This is a genomic window from Gracilibacillus salitolerans (assembly GCF_009650095.1).
Classification (GTDB): domain Bacteria; phylum Bacillota; class Bacilli; order Bacillales; family Amphibacillaceae; genus Gracilibacillus; species Gracilibacillus salitolerans.
On sequence record NZ_CP045915.1, the window covers coordinates 5,014,154 to 5,028,684 of the forward strand.

The 14,531-nt window shown below is 36.1% G+C and carries 12 protein-coding genes and 4 pseudogenes; 4 read left to right on the plus strand and 12 right to left on the minus strand.

Going from position 1 to position 14,531, the window contains the following annotated elements:
- Positions 1-47: 47 nt before the first annotated feature.
- The 3 genes from GI584_RS23370 to GI584_RS23380 are packed head-to-tail and all read right to left on the minus strand — an operon-like array spanning position 48 to position 2,446.
- The gene (locus GI584_RS23370) at positions 48-344 is read right to left on the minus strand and encodes a DnaB-like helicase C-terminal domain-containing protein (protein ID WP_153792821.1); all 297 of its coding nucleotides are present in this window, start codon (positions 342-344) and stop codon (positions 48-50) included.
- Between the two features lie 43 nt (positions 345-387).
- A complete protein-coding gene (locus GI584_RS23375) occupies positions 388-1,833 on the minus strand; it encodes a serine hydrolase (RefSeq protein WP_194842080.1) in 1,446 nt (481 codons plus the stop codon).
- A gap of 58 nt (positions 1,834-1,891) precedes the next feature.
- Positions 1,892-2,446, minus strand: a complete 555-nt coding sequence (locus tag GI584_RS23380; protein ID WP_153792823.1) for a TetR/AcrR family transcriptional regulator — start codon at positions 2,444-2,446, stop codon at positions 1,892-1,894.
- A gap of 553 nt (positions 2,447-2,999) precedes the next feature.
- Here GI584_RS23380 and GI584_RS23385 point away from each other — a divergent pair.
- Positions 3,000-4,241 (plus strand): hemolysin family protein, encoded by a 1,242-nt coding sequence (locus tag GI584_RS23385; protein WP_194842081.1) that lies wholly within the window; start codon positions 3,000-3,002, stop codon positions 4,239-4,241.
- Between the two features lie 296 nt (positions 4,242-4,537).
- On the opposite strand, the pseudogene GI584_RS24325 reads toward GI584_RS23385, so the two are convergent.
- Together GI584_RS24325 and GI584_RS23395 are read right to left on the minus strand one after the other, a co-directional pair.
- A pseudogene (locus GI584_RS24325) lies at positions 4,538-4,603 on the minus strand (putative holin-like toxin); the annotation flags it as partial.
- 329 nt (positions 4,604-4,932) lie between these two features.
- Positions 4,933-5,028 (minus strand): putative holin-like toxin, encoded by a 96-nt coding sequence (locus GI584_RS23395; RefSeq protein WP_073200242.1) that lies wholly within the window; start codon positions 5,026-5,028, stop codon positions 4,933-4,935.
- Between the two features lie 113 nt (positions 5,029-5,141).
- On the opposite strand from GI584_RS23395, the pseudogene GI584_RS24160 reads away from it, so the two are divergent.
- Positions 5,142-5,273 (plus strand): annotated as a pseudogene (locus GI584_RS24160) (NUDIX domain-containing protein); the annotation flags it as partial.
- A gap of 61 nt (positions 5,274-5,334) precedes the next feature.
- Here GI584_RS24160 and GI584_RS23405 read toward each other — a convergent pair.
- The 3 genes from GI584_RS23405 to GI584_RS23415 form a co-directional block, all read right to left on the minus strand.
- A complete protein-coding gene (locus GI584_RS23405; protein WP_153792826.1) occupies positions 5,335-6,030 on the minus strand; it encodes an ABC transporter permease in 696 nt (231 codons plus the stop codon).
- Positions 6,030-6,878 carry an ABC transporter ATP-binding protein gene (locus GI584_RS23410; RefSeq protein ID WP_153792827.1) on the minus strand — a complete coding sequence of 283 codons (849 nt, stop codon included), beginning with the start codon at positions 6,876-6,878 and terminating at the stop codon, positions 6,030-6,032. The genes GI584_RS23405 and GI584_RS23410 overlap by 1 nt, the downstream gene beginning before the upstream one ends.
- Before the next feature lie 162 nt (positions 6,879-7,040).
- Positions 7,041-7,997 carry a LytTR family transcriptional regulator DNA-binding domain-containing protein gene (locus GI584_RS23415; RefSeq protein WP_153792828.1) on the minus strand — a complete coding sequence of 319 codons (957 nt, stop codon included), beginning with the start codon at positions 7,995-7,997 and terminating at the stop codon, positions 7,041-7,043.
- 570 nt (positions 7,998-8,567) lie between these two features.
- Between GI584_RS23415 and GI584_RS24165 the strand changes: the two are divergent.
- Positions 8,568-8,672: pseudogene (locus GI584_RS24165) on the plus strand (VOC family protein); the annotation flags it as partial.
- A gap of 360 nt (positions 8,673-9,032) precedes the next feature.
- On the opposite strand, the gene GI584_RS23425 reads toward GI584_RS24165, so the two are convergent.
- The 4 genes and pseudogenes from GI584_RS23425 to GI584_RS23440 all read right to left on the minus strand — a co-directional run.
- A complete protein-coding gene (locus tag GI584_RS23425) occupies positions 9,033-10,079 on the minus strand; it encodes a 5-methylcytosine restriction system specificity protein McrC (RefSeq protein ID WP_153792829.1) in 1,047 nt (348 codons plus the stop codon).
- A complete protein-coding gene (locus tag GI584_RS23900; protein ID WP_194842082.1) occupies positions 10,066-12,171 on the minus strand; it encodes an AAA family ATPase in 2,106 nt (701 codons plus the stop codon). Before GI584_RS23900 ends, GI584_RS23425 begins: the two co-directional genes overlap by 14 nt.
- A 432-nt stretch (positions 12,172-12,603) precedes the next feature.
- On the minus strand, positions 12,604-12,765 hold the full coding sequence (locus tag GI584_RS24175) for a hypothetical protein (RefSeq protein WP_153792830.1): 162 nt from the start codon (positions 12,763-12,765) through the stop codon (positions 12,604-12,606).
- A gap of 111 nt (positions 12,766-12,876) precedes the next feature.
- Positions 12,877-13,185 (minus strand): annotated as a pseudogene (locus tag GI584_RS23440) (AbiH family protein); the annotation flags it as partial.
- 586 nt (positions 13,186-13,771) lie between these two features.
- Between GI584_RS23440 and GI584_RS23445 the strand changes: the two are divergent.
- A complete protein-coding gene (locus GI584_RS23445) occupies positions 13,772-14,404 on the plus strand; it encodes a thermonuclease family protein (protein WP_153792832.1) in 633 nt (210 codons plus the stop codon).
- Positions 14,405-14,531 lie beyond the last annotated feature (127 nt).

The following is a 14,531-nucleotide window of genomic DNA, read 5'->3' on the forward strand; positions in this document are numbered from 1 at the left end:
ACCAATGTATTGGGTCGGATTCTATTGCTCTACATTTAATAGAGTCTTCAATGAATGGGGAATTTCAGAGAGAGTAATATAATGGGGATCTCCAGCTCAATTGCTAGAAGCTTTATTCTCTTGTGATCTCCCCCAATCGAAATGTCCATTCGATCATGTTGTTCGTTGGCGTTATCAATTGCAGATTCGGTTGCGGAAATTGTTGTGCTTCTCCACTCTTGTCCGTTCACTTGTGCTTCCGCTGAAATCATTCGTTGCAAAAGCTGCTTTGTCCCCATTTCCAAACTAAAAATCGTTGCTTCACTTCCATTTTTACAATGATTTGCTGATGCTGTCTTACCCACTGATTAGCATTTCCCTTATTAATAGTAATTTTCATCATTGGTTCTAAGTCTTCTTTTCCATTTCCTTCACAGACGTCCGGTTCCAAAAAAGTATAAACAGTGTGCTGATCCCGTACAAAACAAGCACACCAACTGTCCACTGAATGAAAAATGCAGTGTCAGGTGCTACCAATTTAATGGTGTACCAAGGAGAATGGAATGCCTCTGTTAAAACTGGTATGAAGGTAACTGCCATAATGAGTGCAACTATTCCTACGCCTACCCATAACTTAGTACGCACAACTTTTTTCCTTAACAAATGATACAGGCTCCATACTGCAATTAAAGTAATAACCAAACTGGCTCCCAAAGCGATACCCTGCATCGTATAACTTGAATCTGGAAGCTCTGGTATTCCATCACCCTCTAAGATTTGCTTAATCCCATTGCGCATATATGTAGTGTGTAAAACTTCGGAAATATTATGTTTATTTGTCAGTAAAACAAAACCAAATCCATCCTGCTCGTCCACCAACAACTGCGCTAAAGATGTTGGCGTTGATCCGCTATGAAAATAATATGGATCATTCATTTTAGTCGTGATAAACCAGCCCAATCCATAGTAAGAATCCTCACCCCGTTCAACCTGTGGTGACGTATATACATCAAACGCTTTTTCAGTAAGAACCCCGTTTCCTTTATTTAATAAAAATTCAACATACATCACCATATCATTCACACTAGACGCCATATAACCATAAGGAGCGCCACTATTATCATAAATAATATCACTCTTCACTGGCTTTCCAAACCAGGATTGAAAGCCATTTTGATAACCTAATTTATCTGCTTCTTCATAAGTAGCCACAGTACGTTCCATATTCAACTCATTAAAAACTTCTGCTTGCATATAATCTGAAAACGATTGATGAGAAACAGATTCAATAACATATCCAAGCAACAAGTAATTCATCGCGCTATATTCATACACTTCACCTGGATTATAAGCAAGCGAAAAGTCATCAGTACCTTCAATTACCTTCTGAATGGCATCTTCCCCTCGCACATTTCGATCTGCAACTTCTAACCCAGCATAACTGGAAAATCCACTCGTATGCGATAGCAACTGGCGAACTGTTACGTCTTCTAAGTCAGCATACTGTGACACTAACTCTGGAACATAATCTTTAATCCGCGTATCTAAGTCAATCTTACCTTCCTCGACCAAACGCATAACTCCAAGACTCGTCAGTGGTTTACTTAATGACCCTAACAAAAATAATGAATGATCCGTCACTACAGAATCATCACTTTGAACTCCCCAGCTATCTTGAAAAATGACCTTATCGTCCTTCACTACAGCCAAGGAAGCCCCAGATATTTTGTATTTCTCTATTGCATCTCTCATATATGTTTCGATTTGTTCTACATGTGAATCTTCAGCAGCATGGGCAGAAATCGGCATCCCAAGTATCATCAAAAAAACCACCATCATCAAAGATCTTCTCATTTTATCTTCCCTCTCCCTCATCTTTAGTTGGTCACCCAACCAAATTACAACAAAAAAATTATTCCTTTATATATTTACTAATTAGCTCCCACAGTATTTCATAAGCTTGATCAATGTTAAAATCTTCGTCCACAATTTTTTGCAAAGCTAATCCATCGAAACAAGCTAGTAAAATTCCGGCCAATTCTCCGTTTCCCGATTTACTTGGAGCAACTTCTTTTAACGGCCATTCGATACTTTCTCTTCCCTTTTTCAAAAAAGCTGCTACATCCTCCTGAAAAGCTTCTTCCTTCATCCCATGAGCATAGCTTTCATATCGTAATCGATACCAGTCAGGATTCTCCGATGCACGAGTTTTAATCTCTTCTAAAACATCTAAGAAAGATGTTGAATCCTTGTCTGCACCCTCATATTTCAAATGGTATTCTCTTTGCACTTTTTCTTGAACGGCAAAAAATAATTCCTCTTTACTCTTAAAATAATAATGGACAAGTCCTGGTGTAATGTTCGCATAATGTGCGATATCTTTTATCGAAGCATCCTTATAACCATTTCGCGCAAAAACCTTATATGCTGCATCGATTAACAATTGACGTTTATTTTGCTTTTCCATTGATACACCTCATTAATTATTTGGTCAACCAACCAAATTATATTTCTAAATACAGGATTTGTCAAAAAATATAATTGGGGGTAGATTGTGGTCAAGAAAGCCTTTCTTGAGGTGAAATAAAAAATTTAGGGACGGTCATAAAAAGAATGATTTACACTACAACTTTCTGGCAAACAGTAACAACCAAACATTCCAGAAGTGTAATATTAACTGTATAAGTGTCAACACATAAAATTAGGCGTGTATTCGATAATCACAGATCATTTTAGTACGGTTATATAGGGTGGTGCTGTTTTTTTATGGAGAAACAAAGGAAAAAGGTGTTGTCTTCACAGACTACGATGCCCTTTGAACTTCCACTCCATTTCCTCTTTGGCAACTTTTCAATTCCAAATAACAATAAATGAAACATGCAAGAACCGTTCCCTTGTTTCTGCAAAGGTTTTATTTTTGCCATACTAGGGTAGCTTACACTATAAGTCGATGTATAAATAACGATCTGACAAAAAATTCTTGTATATTTATAATAATTAGAAAGAGGTTAAAATATCTTATGATACTTCTGTTTTTTTATTTGTTCTTGGCTCTAGGTGTATCCTTTCTTTGTTCTGTGCTCGAAGCAGTCTTTCTTTCCACAACTTCTTCGTATTTGAATGTAAAAGCAGAAAGTGGAAACAAACGTGCCAAGCTTTTTATTAATATGAAGGAAAATGTGGATCGCCCTCTTTCCGCCATTCTAACACTTAATACAATTGCCCATACCGTTGGCGCGTCCGGTGTCGGGGCGCAAGCGACTAAAGTTCTTGGTGAAGTGTATTTTGGAGTGGTCTCAGCTGTTCTGACCATCCTTATCCTTGTTGTTTCAGAAATCATTCCGAAAACTCTAGGTGCAAGATACTGGAAAAGTATGGCTCTAGCAGCTGGCCAAATTATTCAATACTTAATTTATATTACGTATCCGTTAGTCATAATATCAGAATACATTACAAAAATAATAGCCAAAAACTCCACTGATGATCAAACAACGACTACAAGCAGAGAGGAATTAGCTATGTTGGCGAATGTAGGGACTAAAGAAGGGGTTTTCGAAGAAGAGGAGAACAAAATCATCCAAGGCACTATCAAACGCTGGGCAGTCAAGGTCAGTGAGGTTATGACTCATCGAACCGAGATTGTTACCCTTCCTGCCGACGCTTCTCTAGAAGAGGTTGTATCTGTTGTTGACCAAGAAAAATTTTCAAGAGTTCCGGTGTTTGAAGACAGTATTGATAATGTTGTTGGAATATTGCATGCCAAAGACCTTATTCAGTATTTGAACGTTTCTAATAATCCAGATGATTTTAATGTGATGGACTTCTGCAGAAAACCATACATCGCTCCCATGTTTAAAACACTGGATGAATTATTCAAAGATTTTCAGCAAAACAAAATTCATATCGCCATCATAATAGACGAATTCGGGGGAACAGCTGGTATTGTTACACTAGAAGACCTTTTGGAGGAAATTGTAGGTGAGATCTTTGATGAAGATGATGAGATTATTACAGATATCACAAAAATCGATAACAACAGGTTCTATGTGAATGGTAGTATAGATTTGGATGAGGTAGTTGAATATTTTGACGTCGCACTTCCGGTTGATGAATATGAAACATTGAGCGGATTTATCATTGGTCAGATCGGACGTATTCCCGCGGTTGGAGATACCGATGCCATTGAGTATGAAGGGTTCGTTTTCAAGGTTGAAGAAGTGGACGGAAGAATGATTTCCAAGGTGAAAGTTTGTAAAGCATGAGAATGATTAGACAAGTAGGATGAGGTAATCTGATTGAGTGCCTTTTCTTCTCTTAGTGGGAAGCTAATGTTTCACGTGCAAAAAGAAGAGACACAAAAAGTTCCGCCTTCTTGTTTCATCTACTTTTGGTAATTATGGAAATTTCTGATATATGTGTTATAATGTTTGTTAGAGGCGCATATTATATAATTTATAGCAGGCACTATGGGTTATGGATAAGCGGTTCCCCTGGAAGATCAACTAACCAATGATTGGAATAGACCTCTCCTACTCACTTGGTTGGTTAATAGGGAGATCTATTTTCGTTTGATCAACGAAACGATCAATGCGAGTAATGCAATCAAGAAGGTACCAAAACCAAAGAAGCAGAGGGAGGATTACTTCGTTTCACATTCGAAAAATAGGTGAAACAATAGAACCTCCCTCTGTTTCTTATCAAAAAAGTAAAGTGCCTAATCATTTTCCAAGATAATGTCTAATGGAGTGTTTGACAGTATGGAAATGTCACAATCTCGTCTCCATTTGTGATTATGACAATTTCTGATCCATATGTTATAATAAAGGTAAGAAATGCATATAATATAACCCGTAGCAGACACTACGGGTTATGGATAAGCGGTTCCCCCAGTGGGATCGGCTAACCCATAGGGCTAGACCTCTCCTAATTACTTTTCAGGGCAAATAGGGAGGTCTATTTTCTATTGATCAACGAAACGATCAATGCGAGTAATGCAATCAGGAAGGTACCAAATCCAAATAGTACCATGAAACTCTCATACATACTCATAGGCATCACCCCCTTTCTTGCGGGGATTAGCCGATCCTACCCTAAAAGAACATTATCCATTTTTTAGTATACCACAAATTGACCGAACATTCATTCTATTTAATAAATAAACTATATACATTCTCATTGGAGTAGTTGCGGCGTGTATTGAAAATGATAACCATGAAATTCTTTGTGCTTTACGATCACGTGATATGTCACTACCTAACAAATGGGAGTTCCCTGGAGGGAAAATTAAAAAAGGGAATGTGTTGCCTGTCAATGTGAAAAATTTTATCCATTTATAGATAGAATCCGCTCTTACAATCAGTCATCCGTTCTTTCTTTTTTAAAACAAATAAAAGTAAAAATTGCTGCAGCCAAAGCCCATATTGCAACAATACCTATCGGCATCCAGGATTCGGTATCATGCATGTTGATTAACTGCATGAGCGGAAAGAACTCCGCTATCTTAATGGCGATATTGTCCTCTCCAAGCCCAAGAAAATCAATCATTGGAGTGAATCCAAATAAAAACATGACCGGCATTAGATAGGCAGACGTGGCAGCAATAGAGTTTGTGAATAACCCAATTCCAATCCCAAGGAATAAAAAGAATAGAAATAATAGAATTAACCCGATGATTACCTGCACGTTCAGGAATGGTTCCATGCCAACGAAAAACAGAGAGATCGTTAAAGCAATGAAAGTCATAAGTCCGACTACAAGACTTTTACCAAAAATAATATCCATAAAAGAAGCGGGTGACAGCATCAGACCTCGTAATGTCTTCTTTTCATTTTCCTCTGCCATCATGGTCATCATGCTGCTTGCTGTTACAGAGGAAAAAGTGACCCCGACAATTAAATATAACATCGGTACCGGCAGCCCCTCATCCCCACCTAGACGACTGTAAATTAACGACAGTATAATAGGAATGATCGGCATTGTTAAAAGCATCATATTCTTCATAAAATCTTTTAAGTCTTTTTCAAAAATGGCACCTATACGTTGTGTGTTCATTATACAAGCTCCTTCCCGGTTACTTTTAAAAAGATCTGTCCAAGTGTGGGATTGTCCGAGTGTATGGCTTTTACTTCCCCGCTGGCAATTAGATCCCTCATTTTATCTGCATTCTCTTTTTTATTTTCAATTACCAGCCATTCATCATCAAATGTTTCCACATGAAAGGCATGTGTGGAATATTTATATCGTAGAGCATCCGGGCTACCTAGCTCCTGTATTTTCCCATTGTTTAAAAAAGCTACTCGATCACACAATTCTGTTGCTTCCTCCATATCGTGTGTCGTTATAAAAATTGTCGTCCCTGCTTCATTCAGTTTCTGCAAGCCGCGATGAATATGTGCAGCATTGCCCGGGTCTAAAGCAGAGGTAGGTTCGTCTAAAAATACGAGTTCTGGTTGATGAATAAGTGCTTTTGCCAGCAGAACACGCTGCTTCATCCCTTTTGATAATTTGGATACGACTTTACTGCGTGCGTCTTTCAAATTTACTTCATCCAGCATGACATCGATTCGTTCCAGTGGTGTATCATACAACTTACAAAACAATTTCAAGTTATCATATACGGTAAGACGTTCATACAACGAACTATTATCAGATAGTATGCCAATTCTGGATTTAAAATCAGCCGTTCCAAATGATCGAGCATTTGTATTTAATACATGTACATCCCCTGCTGTCTGTCCAAGTTCGCCTGTTAAGATTTTTATCGTGGTTGTTTTACCTGAACCACTTGGTCCCAGCAAGCCAAAAATCTCCCCTGGCTTCACATCGAAACTGATATTTCCAATGGCTGGATGTTTACCAAATACCTTTCTAAGCCCAGTAACTTTAATTGCATGTTCCAATTGAACTCCTCCTTTAATGATCTGAGCTTATCGTATACCAGATTGCTTGTGCATGCAGTAATATCAAGGCGAGATGTACTAAATGAAGACCGAACTGTACCTGTTTTTACTTGAATGAATCTCCCAGAAAGCGTTTTGTTGCATGCAAGTGCTGAAGTGTACTTATTTCAGGTTAAACATATCCTGAATACCTTGTATTTTCGTCCGTGATAATGGAATGGTCGACTTGACTTGGTTATCCACGCGGAGTGAGTATATATTTTTGGACCATGTAATAATTTCCCGTACTTTTTGCAGATTGACGATGTACGATCGGTGGCAGCGATAAAATCCATAGACTTCTAATTTCTTTTCTATTTCTGCAAGCGTCGAATCCAGTGAAAACGATTCATGATTGATTACAATCATGGCTTTACCTTCCTGACTTTCAATATAATCAATTTCCATTGGATCGAACAAAATGACTTTATCATCTATCTTTGCAGGGATTTTAAATAGCTTTGCTGTTGATAAAGTAGCAGCTGATTCTGCTTCAGGTATACTCTTATCCTTTTCCCCGGTATCTACTTCTAATTTCTGCAGACCTTTTTCCTGTAACTTATAGGCAACATCACTAAGAAGCAGTGCATGTTCGATATTAGATACTAAAATAAGTGCCGGCGTCTTGTTGTCTGTTATTTTTTTAAGCATATTGATAAAGGTATTAATCGTCTTAATATCGACACCATGAATCGGTTCCTGGAATACCATCGGATGTGTATCCATCATAAAATATTTTGCATAGTATACACGGGCAATTTCAGACTGCGAGCATTTTCGTAAACGCTTTTTGGCACACATTTGCAATTCAAACATTACGAGAATTTCAGGTAATGGTATCGAACAACCGAACCATTTATGATAGAAAGTGACATTATCCATTACTGTCAAACGATCATATAATCCTTCCTTCCGATTAAACACGGTGATCTCTCCATTATGGAGAAGTGTATCTATCAACTCAGCCTGCATATCAGTATCACTATAAATTGCAGTGGTATATGATTCATGTAAGCTGAGGGAAATCGGCGGTAATATTCCGCTTTTCACAGTTTCATAATTTAATTTAAAACTCGTCATCTTGCAAACTCCTTTTTTACTGTAAAATCCATGTATTCATTTACCATGGGATAATGGAGATATTCTTCTAATTCCATTAAATACTAGTATAACGAGACATGAGGGTTTTGAACACATTAATAAGTTCCTTTTACACAAAATAGAAAATGGATTTCTTACATTATATTTGGATCTCTTCATTTTTAGGAGTTTTTCAGGGTATTAATTAGAAAAGTGTGAAGCGTTTTAGATACGGATAAGGTATAATTTACTATTATTACCTGCCACCAAAAAGAATACAAGGTGAGGAATATAAAAACAGTGGAAGAATGTGGAAGGACTGGCACGACACCTGTCCTGTATGAGAGTTATAGTTATAACGCTTATCATTATAGAAAGAAAAAGGAATGATTTATTTCATCATTCCCATTTCTCTATGAATAGATTAAATATGTTATTGGCAATTGCTTCAAAGTGGGTTCATATTAAAACCATGTGGTTAGTATGTTTCTCCGACTCACACTACCAATTGTATAGTTCCTTCACTCTTTTCTAATGTAAAGCTTACCTTCTTACCATCACATAAAAGGTGACAAGCACATAACGGTCGGAGAGCTTGTCAGTACACTTTCTGGAAGGGTATTTAATTTTTTAGATAATGAAGGAAATTATTTCGCAGTAATGGAACGAAAATAATCACATACCGCTCTATTGCGACTTGCAGCATTACACACTGATGGGCCCCTTGATGGTTTCTGCCTATAGGAGGTCTCTCAGTTACCCCTTTCCACAAAAATGTTAGCGATCTTATCTAATCAGTACCTATTTTTAAGGTAAAATATGAGTGACCTTATTCAGTAGGGAACTTAAATGCTTGATCTATCCGCTTGTATGCGCTTTTAATACGTTACTCGTACTTGCTATGACAAATATATCGACCTCTTAGTATGCTCAAACAACGCTTTACTGTTCAGACTGTCTATTATAGTCTAGCAATTACAGCCTTTTCCCAGATCTGAATAATAGGTGTAGGTTATTTGTCGCTAACTGATAAAACTACGTAAAAAATTGATTGACATATGCTAATAGGTTCTCCTTTATGTTGCTAAAATCTTGTTGTAAATCAAGAGATACAACAAAAATTTGATTACCTTTAATCTGATAAATATGATTAGGTTGATTTAATGCCGTTGTTTTCGCATAAAGTAACATGCCTGCAACCTTTTCTTCCGGATCTGCTTTCCAATTATTTATATAAGTAAATATTTGATAAAGGTTTCCTGAATTTTGTTTTGTCATTCCACCTTCAAACCTTGCTACCATATTCTCAGAATAAAATTTCGCATCCACAATCAATGTTTTTTTATCTTTTTGAAGTACGAGGTCTGTTTGCATAATCGGTAATGCATCTGTGAATTCATCATCAACACTCCACTGAATTTGAGGATGGGATACCTTATATTTCGTTTCACGTTTGAAAAATGCATAGATGAACTTTTCATATAAAGACGATAATCTTTGTTCGTCTTGAACTTCTTTCATCATTTGAGATGTAGAGCTTTCATCAAATAATAACTGCTCATAAAGATATCTACACACGTCTACAATAAATTGATAACGAATGTTTTGGCGGTTATATCTAACGTTATTCCATAGCTTCAAATCTAGCTCTACATCTGATACCTCTGTAAAATAAGGCAGCAAACCGTAAAATAATCTACGCATTTTTTGACTTATTTTATTTGAACGTGATAGGTAAACGAGTGTCGCTTTAATAATTTGATTCAACAATATATTTTCAGAGAATTCATCATAAACTACTGCAATTTTTTTATTTACCAATGCATTTTTCTTTATCGTAGAATTGATATCAATTTTCCCCTTAATAACATTGGAAGTCTCTTCAACACTTATATAACCTTTACTTAATCCTCCGCGAATCAAAATAGGTATACCAATGGATAAAATTTTTGCGTAAAGCTCTTTAACGTTCTCAAACTTTTCTGTTCCAATTTGTTTATACTCGGTAAGATTTAACGTTTGATATGCATAGGAAAGCATATAGTATATATTACGAATTGGAATATTATTATTTCTCTCCATCGTAACAACCTCTTAGTCGTTCAGCCCAATCGTTTGCTTTCTGTTCATCATCAAACCAATACTCGAATAGCTGTGGAATAATTTCATAGTCGATTACTTCTTCTACACGAGTTGCAGTATCTACTTTATAAGCATCACCTACAAAGTAGCTATGCCCAATTAGAAATCCTGTCCCTAGCTCTTCAACAATTTGATTATTTAAGCTTTTAATTTCATTAATGATACGATTTAGAACTTCTGGATTATTTAATTCGTTTACATACGACTTAAATGTCTCATTTTGAAATGCTGGTTTAATTTCAAAAAATGAAAATCTTCTTCTAAGTGCGTAGTCTAATAAAGCTAAGCTTCTATCTGCCGTATTCATCATCCCAATTATGTATAAATTCGATGGCACAGAAAACATATCATTAGAATATAGTAGATTGATTTGCTCGCCTCGCTTATCTGCTTCGATAAGCATCATTAATTCTCCAAATATTTTACTCATATTCCCCCGATTAATTTCATCAATAATAAAGAAGTAGTCTCGTTCTGGATCTCGTGCTGCTTTTCTAGCAAACTTCACAAACGGACCTTGTTTCAGTTCAAACCCTTCTCCTGCAGCTTTTGGACGGAACCCTTCAATGAAGTCCTCATAACTATAGCTTTGGTGGAACTGAACCATATGGATTCGTGTTTCATCTTTTTCTTCCATCATTACATTCGCTAAACGTTTGGCAATATACGTTTTACCTACTCCCGGTGCACCTTTCAAAATAAGATTCTTCTTATTTTCAAGAAGAGAAATTAGACGTCTAAGCTCTTTCTCCTCGATAAAAACATCCGAAAGAAATTCATCCATTGTATAGGATTCATTTTCTTGAACAGTCGGCTTAGATTCAATAAAACGAATGTAGTAGTCAATTGAGCTTCCCGATACGCCTTTATATTTTTTGTAGGCTTCATCTGAAACGACAGCATCTTTCAACCGTTTTAGTTGCTCAATATCAGTTTCACCAAAAATTGGAGCATCAAAATATTGCTCTATATCCTTTAACGCATTTACTTTTTGGGTAACTGTTTTATCATTCAAGCTAGCTCCGGTATCAGTAACTTGATTGGATAACCAATTTCGAAATTCATTTACTTCAGCAATTTTCGGGTCAATAAAATCTTCGTTCATTACTTGGTCAATTTCTTGAATAAAATTTGGATAAGCATTTAAACATGTTAACGTTTTTTGAGCAAATGACTGATGTAGTTCCCAATTTCCAACTTGAAGCCAATCTACTTTTCTTCTATGTTTATACTCTGATGCTTCATCATCAAAATAGTAATCTCCCGTAACAACTCCACGTGCGAGGATTCTCTTCATTCCTTCTTTTACATATACAACGTCGCCTGTTTGAATTTCACGATAGAAATCCCAGACAGCCTTAGTATCATTGACAGGGCGTACCCCATCCGCTCTTTGCTCAGCTATTTTTCGTTCAACAGCTTCCTTTGAATCATAGTTTTTTAAATCCCCTAAATAGTCCCAACCAAGTGCAATCATATTTTCTGCGGAGAACTGATCCCATAATCTCGAATTTTCACCTGGTGAAATGACCCAATAATTAATGCTGTTATCAATTTCATCTTCTTGATTCTTAATTTTCTTCTCTTTTTTAGGATAAGTTAAAGTAGGGTTTTCATCATAATATAAGAATATTAAATAGGATCGCATTAAAACGCCCCAGTCAGGTATCCCACCTAAATTATCAGGCTTACTTCTTTCCCCGCGATTATATTGTTCTTCCGCATATTTTTTTCTAAATTGAATTCTTGTCTTACCAAACTTTTCTGGATATCGAGGTGTACTTTTACCAGATACTAATCTCTCAATATCCTCATCACTTTGTTCTGTCATTTGTTGATAGTTCCTTTTAAATTCCGAATAGGATTGATATTCAAAGAAATTTTCCTTATAGCCGCTAGCCAAACCAAACTTTTCTAACAGATGTCCAAGTTTTTCAAGATATGGCGTGTACCATATACCTGTTTTTTCACCTAAATTTTCCGTCACCCAAGCTTTATATTTTTCTTTTTGTGTATTCACAACTTTATTCATAGCGTACCTCCAAAAAAATTTATTACCTTAAATGATAACATTGTATGATTTTGTTTCTCCAGCATATATAAGATGATTATATTTAGGAACAAATCGTTTCAGTGGAAATTCTTATATTCATTAACTTATTTTAAACCTTTATATTACCTATCTTTATAGTCAATATTAAGATATTTGTAACAACAGGTGGGCAGATTAAGTTAAGCATAAAAAGGTTTAATTATGGGGCAAAAATTAAAAATGTTCACTGTTTAATCGATGGAACCGCTTTTCGAATGCCACTTCGAGGATCATCTATATCCCCTTTATATCGTGGAATTAAATGAAAATGAAGATGATCAATCGTCTGACCACCAAACTATCCAATATTGAGACCGATATTGTAGCCATCAGGTTGATATTGGTAATCAATCAAAGCTTTTCCTTATTCGATCAATTGGTGAATGACGATGATGTCTTCTGATGTTGCTTCACAATAGTTGGTTTATGTTGTTTTGGAATGATTAATCGATGTCCTTTTTGGACTGGGTATTTATAAAAAATGTCATGTATTAAGGTTGAAAATGTAATAGATTGTGATTCGGGTTGGTACATAGAGTATGCTCCTAGTATAAAGTTACTTCAAAAAAGGTTTTGTTTAATTCGATGGCATTATCAGCATCCTTTCTAAGTCTCACATCTTAGTTAGTGGACAGAGTTCAATCTCTACTCCAGTGTGGTGAGAGTTAAGTAGTAATCTATATAATCATCATCGTTACCATGACCAAATAAAATATCCGAATCTTGCATACCATGAATATAACATATGTTTTCTACATAATAGGTTCCCTCAAGTGTTAAAGCATAATTGAATAATAAAAACAAGCGATTACTATTATCAATTAAATCTTTGAAGTCTGCTTTAAGCTCTATACCAATTACTGTTATATTATCTATCCATTCTTTGAAATAATTTTTTATCTGGACAGTAGCATCCAATATATCACTGGCTATACTCTGTTTACGACTTGCTTCTTCCCTTTCGTTGAAATCCTTGCCGTACTCATTTCTTACTCCTCACTGCGCATCTCAAATTCATATTCTTGCCTCATTTCCATTTCAAAGTCTCTGATATGATCTAACCATGCATCACACCCTTCGATAAAATGGAAAAGTCCTAACAGATAATTATAAAAGTTTTCAACATCAACCTCTTCATCATTAAATTTGTATTCACTACTGTATGAACACGGATATCTAAATATATCCCATTCTTATCCAAACTTATTACAGACAATATGTACTCAGTGTCTCTTCATCCTGATTATCTTTTTTGGAATAATAATCCAACATTGGTTTAATTGACCGCCATAGGTCTTTATGCAATCTATGTGAATTCCTCTTGCCTTTAATTTTACGCACCTCAACACCTTGCTCCATCTTCATGTGAAGAAGTCTTTTTAACCCTATCTCAATTGCATTTCTCATTAAAAAAGCTATAGGATAAAATAACGTTTCATCTTTCGAGTCCTTAAACCTTTCAAACAAAAATGTTGCAACCTCACTATATCCTCTTACCTGCTTATGGAATCCATCACTCCATGGAGAATCCCATAAATAAGTGGGTAATATAGCTGAAGAAATGGAAAAAGAAGAGAAAAAATTACAGGAACAAGAGGAAAAAGTGGAAAAGGAACTAGAAGAGGAAGAAAATAATAAAAGTATCGAAGACAAAAACAAAGAATTAGAAGCTGAGTACGGTGAGTTAGGGACGACAGAGTACGACCTCGAAGCTATCACCGAAGAAGTAACGCTAAAGAGCGTGACTGACGGTGAAACTGTAGTCGTAGAAGGTGACAATGGCGAAGAAACCGTGCAGTTATTGCTTATTGACACGCCAGAGATTGTAGACCCATCTGTGGACCCACAAGAATTCGGATCGCGAGCGCGTAGTAATTTAGAGAATTTACTAGGTGCTACTTTGAAATTAGAACGAGGGAATCCAGAAAGAAATAAGAACGGGCACACTCTCGGTTATATTTGGATGAAAAACGGATCTGAATACGTTAACTTTAACAAACTGCTTGTTCAAAGAGGATTTGCAAAAGTGTCGAATTTATCTGAACCGAACACAAAGTATCTGGACGAGTTCATAGAAGCTGAGAACGAAGCGAAGCAAGAACAATTAAAAATTTGGAGTATTGAAGGCTATGTTACAGATGACGGGTTTGATATGTCAGTGTACGGGCGGTAAAACATTTAATCTAATTATCTATCTAAACATCTCACAGAAATAAGAAACGTGATGAGACAAGAAAGATGGCGTGGTGCTTCATTATTATGGTGGAGACCACGCTTGTTTTTTCATTTACTGGGGTTTG

Coding starts and splice junctions, on each gene's coding strand:
- GI584_RS23380 (WP_153792823.1), bottom strand. CDS start 2,446: ATGGAAAAGCAAAATAAACGTCAATTGTTAATCGATGCAGCATATAAG.
- GI584_RS23385 (WP_194842081.1), top strand. CDS start 3,000: ATGATACTTCTGTTTTTTTATTTGTTCTTGGCTCTAGGTGTATCCTTT.
- GI584_RS23395 (WP_073200242.1), bottom strand. CDS start 5,028: ATGAGTATGTATGAGAGTTTCATGGTACTATTTGGATTTGGTACCTTC.
- GI584_RS24175 (WP_153792830.1), bottom strand. CDS start 12,765: ATGTACCAACCCGAATCACAATCTATTACATTTTCAACCTTAATACAT.
- GI584_RS23375 (WP_194842080.1), bottom strand. CDS start 1,833: ATGAGAAGATCTTTGATGATGGTGGTTTTTTTGATGATACTTGGGATG.
- GI584_RS23415 (WP_153792828.1), bottom strand. CDS start 7,997: ATGACGAGTTTTAAATTAAATTATGAAACTGTGAAAAGCGGAATATTA.
- GI584_RS23425 (WP_153792829.1), bottom strand. CDS start 10,079: ATGGAGAGAAATAATAATATTCCAATTCGTAATATATACTATATGCTT.
- GI584_RS23900 (WP_194842082.1), bottom strand. CDS start 12,171: ATGAATAAAGTTGTGAATACACAAAAAGAAAAATATAAAGCTTGGGTG.
- GI584_RS23405 (WP_153792826.1), bottom strand. CDS start 6,030: ATGAACACACAACGTATAGGTGCCATTTTTGAAAAAGACTTAAAAGAT.